This window comes from Alkanindiges hydrocarboniclasticus (assembly GCF_001982605.1).
In the GTDB taxonomy this organism is placed as follows: domain Bacteria; phylum Pseudomonadota; class Gammaproteobacteria; order Pseudomonadales; family Moraxellaceae; genus Alkanindiges; species Alkanindiges hydrocarboniclasticus.
Genome location: NZ_MLCN01000007.1, coordinates 89,857 through 105,684, shown reverse-complemented (window position 1 = coordinate 105,684; position 15,828 = coordinate 89,857). Strand labels below are relative to the sequence as shown.

The 15,828-nt window shown below is 43.2% G+C and carries 15 protein-coding genes; 9 read left to right on the top strand and 6 right to left on the bottom strand.

Annotation, left to right across the window (positions count from 1 at the left end):
• The first annotated feature begins 1 nt into the window (after position 1).
• From mzaC to mzaE, 3 genes are read left to right on the top strand one after another with little or no spacing between them, the layout of a single operon-like run.
• Entirely contained in the window at positions 2-2,866 is a 2,865-nt protein-coding gene (gene mzaC / locus BKE30_RS02910) for an MZA anti-phage system associated Z1 domain-containing protein MzaC (protein ID WP_227518324.1), read from the top strand.
• A complete protein-coding gene (gene mzaD, locus BKE30_RS02905; RefSeq protein ID WP_076877172.1) occupies positions 2,850-3,872 on the top strand; it encodes an MZA anti-phage system associated PD-(D/E)XK motif protein MzaD in 1,023 nt (340 codons plus the stop codon). Before mzaC ends, mzaD begins: the two co-directional genes overlap by 17 nt.
• On the top strand, positions 3,859-5,649 hold the full coding sequence (gene mzaE / locus BKE30_RS02900) for an MZA anti-phage system associated AIPR family protein MzaE (protein ID WP_076877171.1): 1,791 nt from the start codon (positions 3,859-3,861) through the stop codon (positions 5,647-5,649). Before mzaD ends, mzaE begins: the two co-directional genes overlap by 14 nt.
• Positions 5,650-6,248: 599 nt before the next feature.
• Here mzaE and BKE30_RS16565 read toward each other — a convergent pair.
• Positions 6,249-6,512: a helix-turn-helix domain-containing protein gene (locus BKE30_RS16565; RefSeq protein WP_406564655.1), complete on the bottom strand. Its 264-nt coding sequence runs from the start codon at positions 6,510-6,512 to the stop codon at positions 6,249-6,251.
• Between the two features lie 141 nt (positions 6,513-6,653).
• On the opposite strand from BKE30_RS16565, the gene BKE30_RS15945 reads away from it, so the two are divergent.
• The 4 genes from BKE30_RS15945 to BKE30_RS02885 all read left to right on the top strand — a co-directional run bounded on the left by BKE30_RS15945 (position 6,654) and on the right by BKE30_RS02885 (position 7,717).
• The gene (locus BKE30_RS15945; protein WP_158073149.1) at positions 6,654-6,851 is read left to right on the top strand and encodes a hypothetical protein; all 198 of its coding nucleotides are present in this window, start codon (positions 6,654-6,656) and stop codon (positions 6,849-6,851) included.
• A 247-nt stretch (positions 6,852-7,098) separates the two neighbouring features.
• Entirely contained in the window at positions 7,099-7,356 is a 258-nt protein-coding gene (locus BKE30_RS02890; protein ID WP_076877170.1) for a hypothetical protein, read from the top strand.
• 2 nt (positions 7,357-7,358) lie between these two features.
• The gene (locus BKE30_RS16170; protein WP_198938035.1) at positions 7,359-7,496 is read left to right on the top strand and encodes a hypothetical protein; all 138 of its coding nucleotides are present in this window, start codon (positions 7,359-7,361) and stop codon (positions 7,494-7,496) included.
• On the top strand, positions 7,493-7,717 hold the full coding sequence (locus BKE30_RS02885) for a hypothetical protein (protein ID WP_076877169.1): 225 nt from the start codon (positions 7,493-7,495) through the stop codon (positions 7,715-7,717). The genes BKE30_RS16170 and BKE30_RS02885 overlap by 4 nt, the downstream gene beginning before the upstream one ends.
• A 200-nt stretch (positions 7,718-7,917) precedes the next feature.
• On the opposite strand, the gene BKE30_RS02880 is transcribed toward BKE30_RS02885, so the two are convergent.
• The 4 genes from BKE30_RS02880 to BKE30_RS02865 all read right to left on the bottom strand — a co-directional run bounded on the left by BKE30_RS02880 (position 7,918) and on the right by BKE30_RS02865 (position 11,777).
• Positions 7,918-8,802, bottom strand: coding sequence for a plasmid partitioning protein RepB C-terminal domain-containing protein (locus tag BKE30_RS02880; RefSeq protein ID WP_076877168.1), 885 nt, complete (start codon positions 8,800-8,802; stop codon positions 7,918-7,920).
• 15 nt (positions 8,803-8,817) lie between these two features.
• Entirely contained in the window at positions 8,818-9,708 is an 891-nt protein-coding gene (locus tag BKE30_RS02875; protein WP_076877167.1) for a ParB/RepB/Spo0J family partition protein, read from the bottom strand.
• Positions 9,690-11,258 carry a recombinase family protein gene (locus tag BKE30_RS02870; RefSeq protein ID WP_076877166.1) on the bottom strand — a complete coding sequence of 523 codons (1,569 nt, stop codon included), beginning with the start codon at positions 11,256-11,258 and terminating at the stop codon, positions 9,690-9,692. Before BKE30_RS02870 ends, BKE30_RS02875 begins: the two co-directional genes overlap by 19 nt.
• A 135-nt stretch (positions 11,259-11,393) precedes the next feature.
• Positions 11,394-11,777: a hypothetical protein gene (locus BKE30_RS02865; RefSeq protein WP_076877165.1), complete on the bottom strand. Its 384-nt coding sequence runs from the start codon at positions 11,775-11,777 to the stop codon at positions 11,394-11,396.
• 296 nt (positions 11,778-12,073) lie between these two features.
• Here BKE30_RS02865 and BKE30_RS02860 point away from each other — a divergent pair, with 296 nt between their 5' ends.
• On the top strand, positions 12,074-13,099 hold the full coding sequence (locus BKE30_RS02860) for a Fic family protein (protein ID WP_076877164.1): 1,026 nt from the start codon (positions 12,074-12,076) through the stop codon (positions 13,097-13,099).
• Positions 13,100-13,462: 363 nt separating this feature from the next.
• Here the strand turns inward: BKE30_RS02860 and BKE30_RS02855 are convergent, their stop codons facing one another.
• A complete protein-coding gene (locus BKE30_RS02855; protein WP_076877163.1) occupies positions 13,463-14,437 on the bottom strand; it encodes a DMT family transporter in 975 nt (324 codons plus the stop codon).
• Between the two features lie 259 nt (positions 14,438-14,696).
• On the opposite strand from BKE30_RS02855, the gene BKE30_RS02850 reads away from it, so the two are divergent.
• Positions 14,697-15,824: a Re/Si-specific NAD(P)(+) transhydrogenase subunit alpha gene (locus BKE30_RS02850; RefSeq protein ID WP_076877162.1), complete on the top strand. Its 1,128-nt coding sequence runs from the start codon at positions 14,697-14,699 to the stop codon at positions 15,822-15,824.
• Positions 15,825-15,828: the final 4 nt, after the last annotated feature.

Below are 15,828 nucleotides of genomic sequence, written 5' to 3'. Positions count from 1 at the left end.
CATGCAAAACATGAGTGAATCAAATAAAATCAAAGTAATCAACGTAGTTCAGGCACTTTTAAATGATGAAGACGATAAAACACTGATTACTCCTTCCCTAATTGAAGAGAGAATTGATCAGGCGTTGATGCTCAGCCCGAAGTGGAAGGTGGATCTTGACCGCGATGAAGTAGTGAAAGAGCTAATCCGCCGTTACAGCATATGGATCGGCCAGGATAGCGCCCTTGTAAATAATGAAGGGCATATTCCATGGCTGACCCCTGACAGAAAGGCCAACTGGCGCTACTGGCAGCGCTATCGGACCTGGCAGGAAAGTTTTTTACCATGGGCAGCTGTTGAGGGGCTGGATAAATCGACAGATGAGATTCTGGAGTTGCTGGAAGATCCGGAACGTAAAGACCCGTGGGATAGACGGGGGCTGGTTGTTGGGCATGTACAGTCCGGAAAGACAGGCAACTATACGGGGCTAATATGCAAGGCAGCTGACGCAGGCTATAAAATAATTATTGTGCTGGCTGGTCTGCATAATAATCTGAGGTCACAAACCCAGATGCGGCTTGATGAGGGTTTCCTAGGGTATGAAACAGACCCTGACCCATCCAGGCTCAGGCTAATAGGGGTGGGAGAGGTTGATAGTGATATCAACATCCGCCCAAACTATGTAACTAACCGGACAGAAAAAGGCGACTTCAACACAAAAGCAGCGAGAACCCTCGGTATCCGGCCTGAAGAGCGTCCTTGGCTATTTGTAGTGAAAAAAAATAAAACTGTTTTGTCCAGACTCCACAAGTGGATTCTTGATCATATGGCCAATACTACAGAGCAGGAAACAGGGCGAAAAATCGTAACTAACCTGCCTCTTCTCGTAATTGATGATGAGGCAGATAACGCTTCAGTTGATACCCGGGAGCAAAGTTTTGACTTTGAAACGGATGAGGCTAACGAAGAGCATAACCCAACAGCAATTAATAGCCTTATCCGGCAGATTCTGCATGCTTTTAGCCGTAAAGCCTACGTGGGCTACACTGCAACACCTTTTGCAAATATTTTCATCCATGAGCGGGGCAGGACAACCAAAGAAGGCAATGACTTGTTTCCGGAAGCTTTTATTCTCAATCTGGCAGCACCATCCAACTATATTGGGCCGTCCCGGATTTTCGGTCTGAACACAGGTGAAGAAAGGGAGCAAATGCTAAAGCCACTCATCCATGAGATCGATGATCATAATACGGATGACGGAACGTCCGGCTGGATGCCCATAAAACATAAGAGTAGTCATCAGCCTTACCACCCTTCGGAATTCGGCATGCCACTATCCCTTGTGGAAGCCATAGATGCATTTATCCTGGCCTGCGCAGTCAGGAATTTAAGGAAACAGGGACATCAGCACAGTTCGATGTTGGTGCATGTAACACGTTTTAATGCTGTACAGCAAACAGTACATAAGCAGATTAGCACTCATATTTCCGGAATGAATCAGCGGTTGAGCCGTCAGATAGATCATGAGGAAATAATGGCTCGCCTTCACTGGTTGTGGCTGGAAGATTTTGTTCCTGCTACCCGTGAAATAAGCGAAATAGTGCCTGACTTAGTGACGCCCGGGCTGCATGACTGGTCACAGGTAGAGCAGATTATTCCCCGGATCGTAGGGGAAATCAGCGTCAGAATGATTAATGGAACAGCCAAGGATGCCCTTGATTACGCTGATAGCGCAACAGGCCTCAAGGTTATTGCTATCGGTGGAGATAAGTTGGCACGGGGGCTCACTCTTGAAGGACTGACCACCAGTTACTTCCTACGTGCTTCAAAAATGTATGACACACTGATGCAGATGGGGCGCTGGTTTGGTTACCGGCCAGGTTATCTTGATTTATGCCGGCTATATACCACTTCCGAGCTGGTTGAGTGGTTTCAGCATATCGCTGATGCCTCCCTTGAACTGCGGGAAGAATTTAATCTTATGGTAGCAAGCGGCGGGACACCAAGGGATTTTGGCCTCAAGGTTCAGTCCCATCCCGTATTGATGGTGACCTCACCGCTGAAAATGAGAACAGCCAGAAGTCTGCAACTCTCTTTTAGCGGCAGTGTGGTGGAAACTGTAAGCTTTCCTACGGATGAACAGGTTATCAGTGCAAATTTCAAAGCTCTGAAAAACCTGATCGCTGCTATGGGCGAAGAGCACAACCTGACGATAAGAGAAAGACAGTCGGGAGAACATAAAGCCGGCTCTTCAAATCGGGCTTACTGGGAAAACATCTCACATCTTGACATATGCGATTTCCTAGGTTCATACCGTACCCATGCTGAATCACTCAAGGCAAATAGCAGTCTGTTAAAGGATTTCATTGAAAAGATGGCAAGGATAGGAGAACTTACACAATGGAGTGTGGCTATCATTGGAGGTAGTCTGGAAGAACAGCCGCTGATAATTTCAGATAAAACTACAATCCAGAGAGCCCGAAGAGCGACAAATGGTACACATAGTGACCGCTATGCTATCCGGCGGCTCTTATCGCCCAGAGATGAAAGTCTGGATCTGGATCAGGGCGAATGGGAGGCTGCAATCAGGGAAACCACCCGGATGCGGCAGGTCGAGAACCAGCAAGAAAGTACAGATATAAAAGAGCCTGTGGGCATTGCCTGCCGTCTCGTTCGCGGGGCGGGTTCCACAGGTATAAAAGGTTATCCGGAACGGGGTCTGCTCCTTATATATTTGCCCCATGACCCGGATAATCTTTCCCTGCCCGCAGATTCCGACCCCTTTGTCGGCTTTGGAATAAGTTTTCCAGTTAGCCAGTCTGGTGAAAAGGTCGAATATATGGTTAATAATGTAGAATGGGAAAATAACTATGACACTTTCCATTGACCAGTCCCTTGATGCCGCGTGGAGCGCTCTGCCTACCAAGGCGGACGCCAGCGGCTGGCATAGCATACCGATCACAAGGAAAGCTGACTGTACATTGCTGGCTGCAAGGTATCTTCCTGATGATGAGGAGGCGCTGCTGTTTGAATTTAATAGCAATATATCTTTAGCACCCAGTCTTGTCTTGCCCGATGCTTATGGATTTAAGGTCATACCTGTACCAGAAGCAGCACGGCCCCGGGGAGTAGCTTTAAGCAGGAAGCCGGGAGCCTCAAAAGAGCTCTTTATGCTGATGGCTACTGATATTATCAATATGGTGGCTGGCACGAGCTATACAGACAGTTCTGAAATATTTGGACTGGTTCTGAACAGAATTCAGGCGTGGCAGGCCTTTATGAAAAGGGAGCAGGTTCGGTTAACTCTGGAAGCAGAGCTTGGCCTGTCAGGAGAACTGGAATGCCTGTTTCAGCTCATAATTTCCGGTTTGCCCGCTCTTAGCGCCGTCCAAGCTTGGGTTGGTCCGCTTGATGGCATACAGGATTTTGAAATAGGGCATGGTGCTATAGAGGTTAAAAGTACTGCAGCAACCCTAGGTTTTATCATTAAAATCAACTCCTTGGATCAACTTGATGACAGCCTGAGAACCCCGGTTTTCCTGTGCGGCTGTCGTTTTTCGATAAAACCTGAAGGTACAGCCCTGCCGGAGCGGATCCAGAAACTGCGCGACCATCTCTCTGGGAGCTACGGCGCTTCCGTGTTATTCGAGCACCTGTTGCTACAGGCTGGCTATCTGGAGTGCCATGCCCCGCTTTATACAAGGAAATTCCTGCTCAGAGAGCTCTGCTACTGGCGGATAAATGAGAATTTTCCAAAACTAGTGCCCGGTAACGTTGCTGCTGGCATACGAGCAGCCAGATACGAAGTAGACCTGAATTTACCGGATCTAGAAGAATCCGGGATTCAAGAAGTATTAAGCATGCTAGGAGACGACCAGAATGGAGCTAACTGAGTTTCTACAACAGACCCAGAGGGAAATAGAAGCTGAAATGGCTTTACGGGCTGAAGATGACTCACAGGAAATGCCATATGCAGAGCTGGTATTTACTGAGCAAGTAACCGGGCATCTGGCGGAAATTGGCATGACGTTTGAGCCCCAGATTTGTCACTATACTGCCAAAGTTGGAGCGGCCAAGCTGAGGCTCAGTGGTTATGCGATTTCAGATGAGGGTGACCAGCTTGATCTTTATGTGAGTAACTACAGTGGAGCTGACGAGATTATCCCTATTCCGGATGCGGAGACTATTAAATTTGCTGAGCAATGCCTGAGGTTCCTGACACTGTGTGTAGAGGGTAGATTATCTGCAGAAATGGATGTATCAAATGAAGCATATCCATTGGTAAGAAGTATTGAGGATGGTTACCAGCATTTTGACCAGATCAGGATCTATGTGCTGACGGATCGCAGGGCAAAAACACGGCAGTTCAAGGCTAGGGAAATTCAGGGCAAGATTATAAAACTGGAAGTTTTCGATATAGAGCGCCTGTTCAACCATTTGCAGGAAGGTAGGCCACGCGATGAACTGGTAGTAAATTTTCCGGACATTTCAGGCTCTCCTCTCCCATGTGTATGGGTGCCTAATGAGCTGGGAGAGTATGATTATGCGATGACGGTTATTCCTGGAGACGCGCTGAGGTTCCTCTATGAGAAGTACGGCCCGCGAATTCTCGAAGCAAATGTTCGCTCGTTTTTGAGCCAGACAGGTAAAGTAAATAAGGGAATCCGCGATACTTTAAGAGAACAGCCTGAGCGCTTTATGGCCTATAACAACGGTGTAGTTATCATTGCTGATGAGATTTCTCTTGGGAAAACATTGGATGGCTCCACAGGTATTACCTGGCTAAAGGGTATGCAGATCGTAAATGGCGGACAGACAACAGCTTCGATGTTCTTTACCAAGAAAAAATATCCTTTCACAAACCTGAAGACAGTTTATGTCCCTGCGAAAATCATAGTTTTAAGAAAAACAGATGAACTCGAGGAAGAAGCTCTTATTGCTGATATCTCCCGGTATGCTAATAGTCAGAATGCAGTTAAACAGTCTGATTTGTCAGCTAATAAACCGTTCCATATTCAGCTGGAAAAGCTGGCTGCAACAACCTATTGTCCGGATGGCGTAAGCCGCTGGTTCTACGAGCGGGCAGCGGGTAGCTACAAGGTTATGCTTGAACGTGAGGGGCGCACCCCCGCAGGCAAGAGAAGGCTACAGGAAATGATACCGCCGGCGAGGAAAATTACCAAAACCGACCTAGCAAAATATGTGTGTGCCTGGAAACAGCGTCCCGATCTGGTAAGTCTGGGCGGTCAGAAGAATTTTATAGCCTTTATGGAAATGACGACTGCTGATAATGCCGAATTTTTACCAGAAATTAGTGATTTCAAGGAAATTATTGCCCAAGCTATAATCTTTAAGACTACCCAGAAGCTGCTCAGGTCAAAATTCCCTGCATTTCAGGCCAATATTACTGCGTACACGGTTGCCGTATTGTCGAGGAGGCTGGGTGACCAGATAAACCTCAACCATATATGGCGGGAACAGGCTATATCCAGGGAGCTGTCCCATCAGATTGTAATGTGGGCTGGAGAGGTAAATAGGCAATTGCACGAAACTTCCCGCGGCAGAATGATTTCAGAATGGGCCAAGAAAAGCGAATGTTGGGATCTTATTGCTAACTATCCGTTCTCGGCTGAGATATCATATATACCGGAGATCGCAAAAACGGCCTGATTATCTGCAGGAATTATCAGGTACTTGTCCCGGAAGAGGAGGCTTATTAAGACCGGCTTGTCAATTATTGTATTCTGTTTAAGACAGAACACCAGTAATCTAATGAAAGTTAAAGGACAGGCATCGCTGTAACGCTATCCGGATTTCATGAACGCTATCCGGATTTCATGATTAGTTGTGAATATTAGTACCTCTACTAACGTTATTATTTTAGCATAATTTTTCCCTTAACTGCTCATAGGGTGCTTTCCCATCTATTGCGGCATGAGGGCGGGCATAGTTATAAAATGCCTTCCATTCCACTAATTTAGCATTTAGATCAACATTATCGGGTTAGTTTAATAATTGGTAGAACTCCATTTTATCGATCTTATGAGAATACTTCACCGTACCATTATGCTTAGGTGTTCTCGGTTTTATATAGCGGTGGTGAATTCCAGATCGTTTAAATGCCAGTGAAAATTGGATTGAAATTCATAAATCACATAATTGACGAAATCAATGGCTTTTCCTTGGTTATGCTTTTCATATTAAAACGTGATATACACCCGCTGCCGAGATTTTAATTTGATGATAGCGCCATAAGTACAAACTGATCCTTACCTGCCCAAAATGGTAATACTGACGCAAATGAAAATCTTCTCTTCAATAGCAACTGGCTTGCGCAATTTAGGATTTTCTGGACGGGGCTTGGTGTTGATTAACTCAGATTCTCCTTTGGTTTGGTAGTTGTTTTCTAAACGATAAAAGGTATCTCGTGAAATACCAAAATACCGACAGGTGAAAACAATGTTGCCACTTTGCTTTGCATGAGCAAATATTTTTGACCTATGGGCGATTTCTCGCTGGGCTTTTGTACTCAATTTCAAAACTCTTGAGATATGAGGTGAAATTTACCAAGATTTCAGCAGAAGTCTAAATTTTCAGATTTGAATAGTCTTATAATTGACGAGCGTGCCATATAAATTTAATATCTTACGGCTGGCCTACATTACCAGCCGGTTTTGACAGACCGAGTTCATCTAGCGCGTAATGCTTTGGCTTATGCCTGTGTATTGCGTGTACCTTTCTCGCCCCCCTCTGCGGTGGAACGGGAGGGGGACGCGTTCGCGCGTGCTGATTTCTTAGGTATCAGTCTGCTAACCCGCTCTCGTTCTGCCACCCATCATTTAGCAGTGATCTGGCAGGACTTCTTTACCTAAGGAGTCAATTATGACCAAGTTCTATCTATCTCTTCTGTTTTCTCTCCGGCATTGTTCCAGCTATAAAACACCTAGCCCAGCCTAGCGTTTAGCCTTTTTCAGTATTTCTTCATTCAATCCCATGAACTCATAGGTTGTTGATCACGGCTGTCTATTGCTCAGGTTTTAACACAAAACTGTGCTCTACAGCTCTACGTGTTTTGGAACTACTGAATTAATAACAACAAATCATTTTGAGAGAAAAGACATGAAATTATATTCATCCTGTTTATTCATCGGACTGGTCAGTCTTGTGCTTACCGGCTGTAGCAGTGGTGTAGAAGGACAGTTTATTAGGGGCTGTAAGGCTGGCGGTGCTGATTCGGATATGTGCAGTTGCGTCTATGAAAAGATGAAAGCCACATATGGCGAAGAAGGCATTGATAAAAACCTGAATGATTATCCCAGCCAGTCATTTAGTGAACACATCATTGAGAACACGGTGCAATGTACTAAGGAACAGTAGCCATGCGCATCATTGCAGGAATTATTTTTGTCCTGTTTTTTGTCGTATTGCTGGGATTACCGGCTATCGGTTTTTTATTTGTGCTCTGCATTATTGCGGCATTGGGGCAAATTGCTTTTGGGGAGGATAAGGACGAATGAAATTAGAAATTAAGGCTTTAGTTATTGGGGTTTATGCAGTTATTGGGTTATTGGTCGCCTTATATCAGCACTGGTGGGGACATGCCAGTCATCAGGGCTTTGCCTATAACCTTGGGCAGGGCATTGTCTGGCCTGCGCTGCTCATCCCGTCTGTAGGTAAGCTGATTAGTGGATTATTACTGGTGGGAATCATTGCAGTCATTGTTATGCGCTCCAAGTAAGGCCACCATAATTTGCTTACTAGAGCTGTTTAAACCTAATTACCTAGGCTAACAATCCGGCTCACAGACTGGTTGTTGGCTTAGGTGCTTCAATAGTTGGCACCATCAAAGATTAAAGTTAATAATAGGGATATTCACGATGCAGTTTAGAAATATATTCATAGCATCAGGACTACTGGTAAGATATGAAAAACCAAGCTTTAATTTAAGTCAATTGAGTTTAGTCTGATTAATGACTCAAACCCTGATAGGATTTCAGGATGGTATTTTTCCAAATAATTCTTAATATTAATATTTAAGGTCAATTTTGTCAGGTATCCAATGGCTAGAACCAGCTTGAGAGTATCCTGAGCATAATTTTCCTCAATATTTTTATACTGTAAATGAAGACTGGTGATGTCATTTTCTATCTTTTTGATTGACTCTATGGATGGATTATTTTTTTGTATTTTGTTTAATGGAGCGATCAATAAAGTATCATTAGTTGTCATAAGTAAAGCTTTGGCATAAATGACAGTTAAGTTATTTAGAGACAACATAAGTTCTGTACATTCAATTTGCCTAATGGGTTTCATTTTCTTTAGAATAAAGAAAATTTGAGGAGATATTTCTCTATTTTTTAGTAATTCAACAACTTCTGGACAAATACCGTTAAGTAATTTCAATTTTAGCTTAATAGACTGAATATCAAGGTTAAGTGCTCTTGCAAGCCGCTCTTCATCTACACCTTTTTCTATAGCATTTCGAATCATGAAATGCTCTTGAACGGTTGCTAAGCGATTAACATATCTATTGTGGGTATAGCTTTCATCATCGACTGAAATTAGACAGGGAATTTTCGTATAACCTAATTCTTTTAAAATCTCAAACCGTATGTGACCATCAAGTAAAATAAATGGTTGATTTTTACCTTTTGGTTCTGTAACAGCTAGTGGTTCAATAATTCCTATTTCATTTATTGATGCCTTTATTTTTTTATAGGCTTTTAAAGTATTGAGATGTCGAGGCAAAATTTTAGTCGCTATTATTTGCTCTGGAGAAAGATATAAAGGCTCAAAATTAAATGCAATTTTAACTTTTTTCATAAAAATCTCTTTATTTTATGTTGTTTGTTCATTGATGTATTGAGGCAAATTATCCAGAGATTCTGCCCGTAATAGGGTAGAAAAGTGTTCATCCTTTTTTAGTTGGGATAAAGCACCCAAAATAAATGCTAATCGTTGTTGATTTTGCTCAGCTTTCTTCACGGTGGTTCTTTGGCGTTCTACTTCTCTTTGATAGGTCTTAACAATGTCATTTGCAGATACTCTACTGCCCTGTTGTGATCTACCATATCCAGGACTTTTTCCAGAGAGATGTCTGATGTCCATAATCTTTTTTGCTTGTAATAATTGCTGCCCTTTTAGCAAACCAGACTCATAAGCTTCCTGTAATGCCAATTGCATATCGGTATTATTGTTCGTGGTGTTGGCAATCATAAGAGCAATATTCAGGGGAATACGCTTTTGTTCAACAGCATATAGTAATCGTTCTTCACTATTTTTCAGCAACGTGATAATCCCCTGAATATAATCAGGAGCTAATCCTGTTTTCTGGGAAATTGCATGCTTATCGTAGTCTAAATCTGCTAAACGGCCGATACAGCCCAGAAGTTCCATAGCCCTATGACGTTTTCTTGCAATGTTTTCTACAAGACTCATAATGAGGGCTTCTTCTTTATTAACATCAATTACTCTGGCAGGAATATGAGTTTCCCCTAGAATTCTAAATGCTTTAAGCCTTCCTTCACCACAGATAAGTTGATAAGGTAGTTTTTCATCAGCGTTTTGGGTAACTGTTATAGGTTTCTTCAGACCAACCAGACTGATACTATCAACAATTTCCGAAAATACTTTTTCATTACGATCCCTTGGGTTTAGAATATCTATTTGTTCGATTGCAATAAGATGAATTTCTTCCTTATTTCGAGGGGTTATTTTATCTTTTTCCATTTTACTCGCTCAGCCATACCATATAGGTAGTTCAGATTATCGAAACGATAGCGTTCCAGCTCTATTGGGTTAAATTCGCCTAAGCTAATTTTGTCCTGCATAAAATCCAGTCTTGGTAAAAGGTAGTAGTCCCTAATTTCGGTATTACTTTTATCCAGTCGGATAACGACCGTTATGTCTGGATTAAGTGTTGTATCGAATCTGACTTTCCAACGATAGTTACCACTCGTAAGCCGATTTGCTCTTGTAAGTACTAGGGAAATGTTGATTTCATCATTAATAAGAAGCAAGTCTGTTAGAAGGTCTCTATAAATGGCACCGTTTAACATTGTCATTTCATTAATGACTTGTTGCATAATTTCAGGGTGCAGACGGCGTAGAAACTTATTTACTTCAAGAAATTGATAGTCACGTTTAGGAGTAAATCCAATGAGTTCATAGGCCGTTAGTAAGCTGCCAAAACGATTGGAATATACAGAGGTCGTCTGTGCATCATCAGACTCGTTAATGATGAAGCCAGACAAATATCCATGCTTTTGATAAAGAAGCTTTAATTGTTCTAATAGCTCTTCATCTGTATAGCGATGGGAGCGTTCACGCATCATTCCTTGAGCAGTATAAAATATCTCTTCGGAAACAATAGCTTCAAAGGCATGATCTTTTCTGATCCATAGTTCAGTTGGATTGTGGACATGCTGCTGTTGTAACTTATTTGAAGTTCTATTAAAAATATTGTGCCCGATATACTTGGGATTTGTCAGTATTTCATGGACGGTATCCCGTGTCCATTCTCGCTGAAAGTCTGTCTTAATGCCCTGATTATTCAGGCGGTGGGCAATTTGTCTCTCACTTAGATGATGGCTAATAAACCAATCGTAAATTTGGTGAACAATTTTTATTTCTTCTTCAGGGCCAGGTACTAGAATTACCCGATCCATCTGGAAGCTCTTGTGTTCACCCATAGCTAAAATGGCTTTAATCTCACCCTTTTGGCTAAGCATGGCTCTTCGTAAACCAAAGCCGGCAGTCCCACCTTGTCTATATCCCAACTCAACTAAACGTTTTTGGCCTGCAAAAACCTTACCTGATAATTCACGGCTGTATTCTCCAGCCATGGTTCTTTTTGCACTTTTGAAGAAATTAGAAGCTATAGAACCATCATTAGAAAACTGTTCAGCACAGTAAATGATATTGATGCCTGCACTGCGACATGTGAATTCATAATGCGCTCCTTCATCAGCATCCTGAAAACGTCCCCAGCGGCTTACATCATAAACAAGAATAATCTTAAAATCGGTGTTCCCAGATTTAACATCATTAAGAAGTCGCTGGAGGCTGGGACGACCATTAATGTTTAGTCCACTTTTGCCATCATCTTCATAGGTTTTGACAATTTCAATATTATGTGTTTGGGCATATTCGTGAATTTTGTCTGACTGATTGGCAGTGGAATATTGCTGATGGTCTGTAGACATCCGCACATATTGAGCTGCTCTGATACGTGGCTCTAAGTTTAAGCTTCCTTGTTGTACTGTAGTTTCTGATCTCATGTGTGAATGACCTGATCAAGTTGAAAGCACTAACAAAACAGACTACCAATTTGTTAGTGCTCTTAAAGCAAATTGAATCGTAACAATAAGATCGTGAGGAACCTATAGAGTCATATATTGTCATTCAATGAATCGCTAACTAATTGATATTAATTCTAATTTTACAATTAGAACAGCCATCTTTTCAGTTGATTCAATAACAGTTAATTGATAAGTGCCTGAAAGAATTGGAAAGTTTATAAGCACATTATTTTTTGATGAGTCTATATTGTCATAACCCTTTTTTTTATTCTTGCGGTAGTTACGTTGATAGTCAGGATTCTTTTGTCGCCATCTTTTATTGGCATTAGCCTGATTCTCGCTATATGCCGAGTCAGTTTTCCTTTTGAATAGGGTTGTTCTATTTTTTCTGTCTTTTTGACATTTTATCTTGCTACAGAATTTTTGATCGGGATGCTGCGGGAGAGGTATAAAAGAGCATTTACAAGACAGACATAGCCGTGGGTGTAAGTTTTTCATAACAAATTACCTTGATAATAAAAGGAATTTGTATAATTAAGCTATATATATTGATATTCTCTGAATGAAAAAATAAATTTTAAAATTAGAGTCTTTAGTTAATTCATTTCACGGAATATTGTTAGCTATTAGAAAGCCCGATTGTCCAAATATGTGTGAGCATGGTACTTAGGTAAGGCATGGCTGAGGAGGAATTATGATAATCTATAGGACTTGGAACATGTCTTTTATCATATTGTGAAGTGGCTTTAATCCTAGACTTAATGTTAAAAACATAAATTTTGTATTGAACACTTATGAAGTATCAACCACCTTATACCATTAATGCCAAGATTCTAAATCTGGTTGCTCAGATTAGTGAGACTATAGGGCAATTGACGGTATTGTCCCAGATTCAGGAAAGCCTGCGACTACGCCGGGTAAACCGTATTCGTACCATTCAGGGGTCACTGGCTATTGAAGGCAATACCTTAAGTGAAGCGCAAATTACTGCCATTTTAGATGGCAAGCAGGTCATCGCACCGCCTAAAGAAATTCAAGAAGTTAGAAATGCCATCAAAGCCTATGAGGCTTTTCAGCAATGGCAGCCTGCCAGTGAACAGGATTTGTTGCAGGCACATCAGATTCTCATGGCCGGACTAATTGATGAGATAGGCCGGTATCGACGTGGTGGGGTAGGAGTGATGTCGGGTAATGAAGTCATCCATATGGCGCCCCCGGCAGGTCAGGTGCCGCGACTGATGGACGACTTACTGCAATGGCTTGCCCAGAGTAAAGAGCATCCACTGATCCAAAGTTCAATTTTTCATTATGAGTTTGAGTTTATTCACCCGTTTGCTGATGGCAATGGCCGTATGGGCAGGCTGTGGCAAACATTAATATTAAGCCGCTGGAATCCAATCTTTGCCAATATTCCGGTAGAGAGCCTGATTTATCAGCATCAGCAGGCGTACTATGCGGCATTGCAGGCCAGCACTGATCAGACTGATATTGCGCCATTCATTGAATTTATGCTGCAAATGATTTTTGATGCCATTCGGACATCAGGCACTCTCATCGTAGATAGCGTACAAGCTAGCGATCATGCTGACGTACAAGTCACCGTACAAGCCAGCGATCAAGTTAAACGGTTAATCGGTTTGATGCAGCAGCAGGAATATAGTCTAACTGAGTTGATGCAACTGATGGGTTTAGTACATCGTCCGACGTTCCAGAAAAATTATCTCAACCCTGCTTTAGACGCTGGATTGATAGAACGTACCCAACCGGATAAACCTAAAAGTCCACAGCAGCGCTATCGGCTTAAACCAAGTAACAAATAGTCAAATTTTGCTCTTCAATAAGCAAATCTCTTATGCTAATTTAGCAGGATGAATAGAATAATTTTTGATCAAAAATCTTCTATAATAGAACCACTAAAGAGTACCATTTTGGGATGGTTTTTACGCCAAATTTACGCCATTAACAAAATTTTTTAACTATAAGTTATTGAATTACAAAATTAATAATATTTATAGTGTCCAATCCATCATGGGTGCCACACTAATACGTTGGTGCGGTTGAATAATGTCGGCGGAAACGGATGCAGTAGAAGCAGTCATTGGCGCATAAGGTCAATTTAAGAGCACATGATTTTACAGGATTAAGCCTTAAAAAGCTGTAACAGGCAGCAGCCCATTTCTGTGCTAGGTCAGGTTTTCCATGGAAGGTGCAACAGGCGCAGGCACAGGCTTTTTAGGCACCAGTGTAATCATTAATACGCCGGTAATATTTAACCCACAGCCAATCCACTGAATCAGGTTGAGCTGTTCTCCCAGAAATGCCACGGCCAGCAGCAGGGTTAAAATTGGCCCACCGGCACTAATTAATGCAGCTTGTGCTGATCCAATGCGCGCAATACCCTGCATCAGTAAGGTAGCTGGCAATACAGTTGAAAAAAATCCTAGCGCCACGCCATACCAGATCACCCCATGAGGCAGTTGCAGCAAGTGCTGGGCAGGCTGCGGCGTGACCAGTAAATAATGGCCAATGGCCGCAATACAGGCCACACTCATGGCAAGGCCGGTAAAGCGCCAGCTACCAAAGCGATTGATTAAGGTCGGCGTCATTACCAGATAGCTGGCATAGGCAATGGCACCAGCAAAAACCAGTGAACTGCCCAGTAAAATATTATTGGCATGCAGCGCTTGCCAGCCCTCACCAAAAACCACTACTAGCGTGCCACCATAACTCAGCAAAATGGCCAGCCAGGTTTGCAGGGTAATTTTTTGCCGATAAATGGCGGCACTGGCCAGTACTGTCAGCGTGGGATATAAAAATAAAATAATGCGTTCCAGCGAGGCACTGACATACATCAGGCCCATAAAATCCAGAATACTGGCCAGATAGTAACCAACAAAACCTGCAATCAACAATAGGCCCCAGTCCTGCCGGGTGGCTGATTTGGCAGGGCCTTTGGACAGCAGGGCTATCGCCAGAAAAAACGGCAGGGCGCTCATCATGCGCAGGGCCAGTACCGTTACTGCATCGGCATCTGGCGACAATTGATAGGTGTATTTAATCAAAATGGCCTTAATGGCAAATAGCACCGCAGATAACAACACACAGATAGAACCAAACAGCACAGTTGAACGGGAGGCAGCTGAATTAAGGCGGGACATGTTAAATGCAGGGCGGCAGAATAGGGCCGTAGTGTGTTTTTGAAATAAGCAGATGTCAAGATTGGCCAGAAAACTCAACTTGACATGTAAAAATGTCAAAATTGAAGAAAAATAGGATTTATTGGTATTCACCTGCGAAATAGTAGGTACAAATTTTAATTATTTAGAGTACAATCGCAAACCTTTTACGGGAAATTTACTGGGGGAAGCTTCTTACAAAGGAGCTTTTGCAGACAAAAAACCAGCTTGAGGACCTCTCATGCAGATCGGAATTCCAGCCGAAACGGTTGCAGGCGAAACACGCGTTGCTGCCACACCTGAAACGGTTAAAAAATTGACCGCAAGCGGGCACACCGTTGTTATTGAACGCGGTGCTGGCGTTAGAGCGGCTTATATTGACAGTGCTTATGAACAAGTCGGTGCTACCCTGACAGACAATGCCTATAACGGCAGTAAAATTGTCCTCAAGGTACGTGCGCCTGTCGGTGATGAAATTAAGCAGCTCGAAGCCAATAGTATTATTGTTGCGACTTTCGATCCGTACCGTAATCCAGAGCTGGATGCGTTTGCGGCACAGCAAGTTTCTGCTTTTGCACTTGAATTATTGCCACGTACGCTGTCACGCGCCCAGAATATGGACGTGCTGTCTTCACAGGCCAACCTTGCAGGCTATAAATCTGTACTGCTGGCGGCCAATGAATACCAGCGCATGTTCCCGATGCTGATGACGGCTGCCGGTACGGTTAAGCCAGCCCGCGTGGTTATTATGGGTGTTGGTGTTGCTGGCCTGCAAGCCATTGCAACCGCCAAGCGTCTGGGTGCCATTGTTGAAGCCACCGACCTGCGTCCGACTGCCAAAGAGCAGGTAGAATCGCTGGGCGGCAAATGGCTTGACGTACCCATGTCAGACGAAGAAAAAGCCCGTGCGGCAGAGGCAGCCAAAAGCGGTTATGGCTGGCAGCCTGGCGAGCAGTACATCAAGGACCAGGCCGCTATTGTGGACAAAGCCGTATCCAATGCGGATATCGTGATTACCACAGCACTGATCCCTGGCCGTAATGCACCGCGCCTGATCAAGGCTGAAACTGTTGCCAAGATGAAGCCCGGTTCAGTTGTGCTGGACATGGCAGTTGAAACTGGTGGTAACGTTGAAGGTTCACAGGTTGGTGAAACTGTGGTAACTGCAAATGGCGTAAAAATTCTGGGTATTCCAAATATCCCTGCTACGCTGGCCACAGAAGCTTCTGCATTGTATGCACGCAATGTGTTGAATTTTATCGATACTTTATTTGATAAAGAAAAAAATCTGGTGTTAAGCCAGGACGATGAAATTCAAAAAGCCCTGCTGATTACTCACGGTGGCCAAGTGCTGCTGAAGCGCGGTTAAGGAG

Coding starts and splice junctions, on each gene's coding strand:
- BKE30_RS02885 (WP_076877169.1), top strand. CDS start 7,493: ATGAAATTAGAAATTAAGGCTTTAGTTATTGGGGTTTATGCAGTTATT.
- BKE30_RS16170 (WP_198938035.1), top strand. CDS start 7,359: ATGCGCATCATTGCAGGAATTATTTTTGTCCTGTTTTTTGTCGTATTG.
- BKE30_RS02850 (WP_076877162.1), top strand. CDS start 14,697: ATGCAGATCGGAATTCCAGCCGAAACGGTTGCAGGCGAAACACGCGTT.
- BKE30_RS02890 (WP_076877170.1), top strand. CDS start 7,099: ATGAAATTATATTCATCCTGTTTATTCATCGGACTGGTCAGTCTTGTG.
- mzaE (WP_076877171.1), top strand. CDS start 3,859: ATGGAGCTAACTGAGTTTCTACAACAGACCCAGAGGGAAATAGAAGCT.
- BKE30_RS02870 (WP_076877166.1), bottom strand. CDS start 11,258: ATGAGATCAGAAACTACAGTACAACAAGGAAGCTTAAACTTAGAGCCA.
- mzaC (WP_227518324.1), top strand. CDS start 2: ATGCAAAACATGAGTGAATCAAATAAAATCAAAGTAATCAACGTAGTT.
- BKE30_RS02860 (WP_076877164.1), top strand. CDS start 12,074: ATGAAGTATCAACCACCTTATACCATTAATGCCAAGATTCTAAATCTG.
- mzaD (WP_076877172.1), top strand. CDS start 2,850: ATGACACTTTCCATTGACCAGTCCCTTGATGCCGCGTGGAGCGCTCTG.
- BKE30_RS02875 (WP_076877167.1), bottom strand. CDS start 9,708: ATGGAAAAAGATAAAATAACCCCTCGAAATAAGGAAGAAATTCATCTT.
- BKE30_RS02855 (WP_076877163.1), bottom strand. CDS start 14,437: ATGTCCCGCCTTAATTCAGCTGCCTCCCGTTCAACTGTGCTGTTTGGT.
- BKE30_RS02865 (WP_076877165.1), bottom strand. CDS start 11,777: ATGAAAAACTTACACCCACGGCTATGTCTGTCTTGTAAATGCTCTTTT.
- BKE30_RS02880 (WP_076877168.1), bottom strand. CDS start 8,802: ATGAAAAAAGTTAAAATTGCATTTAATTTTGAGCCTTTATATCTTTCT.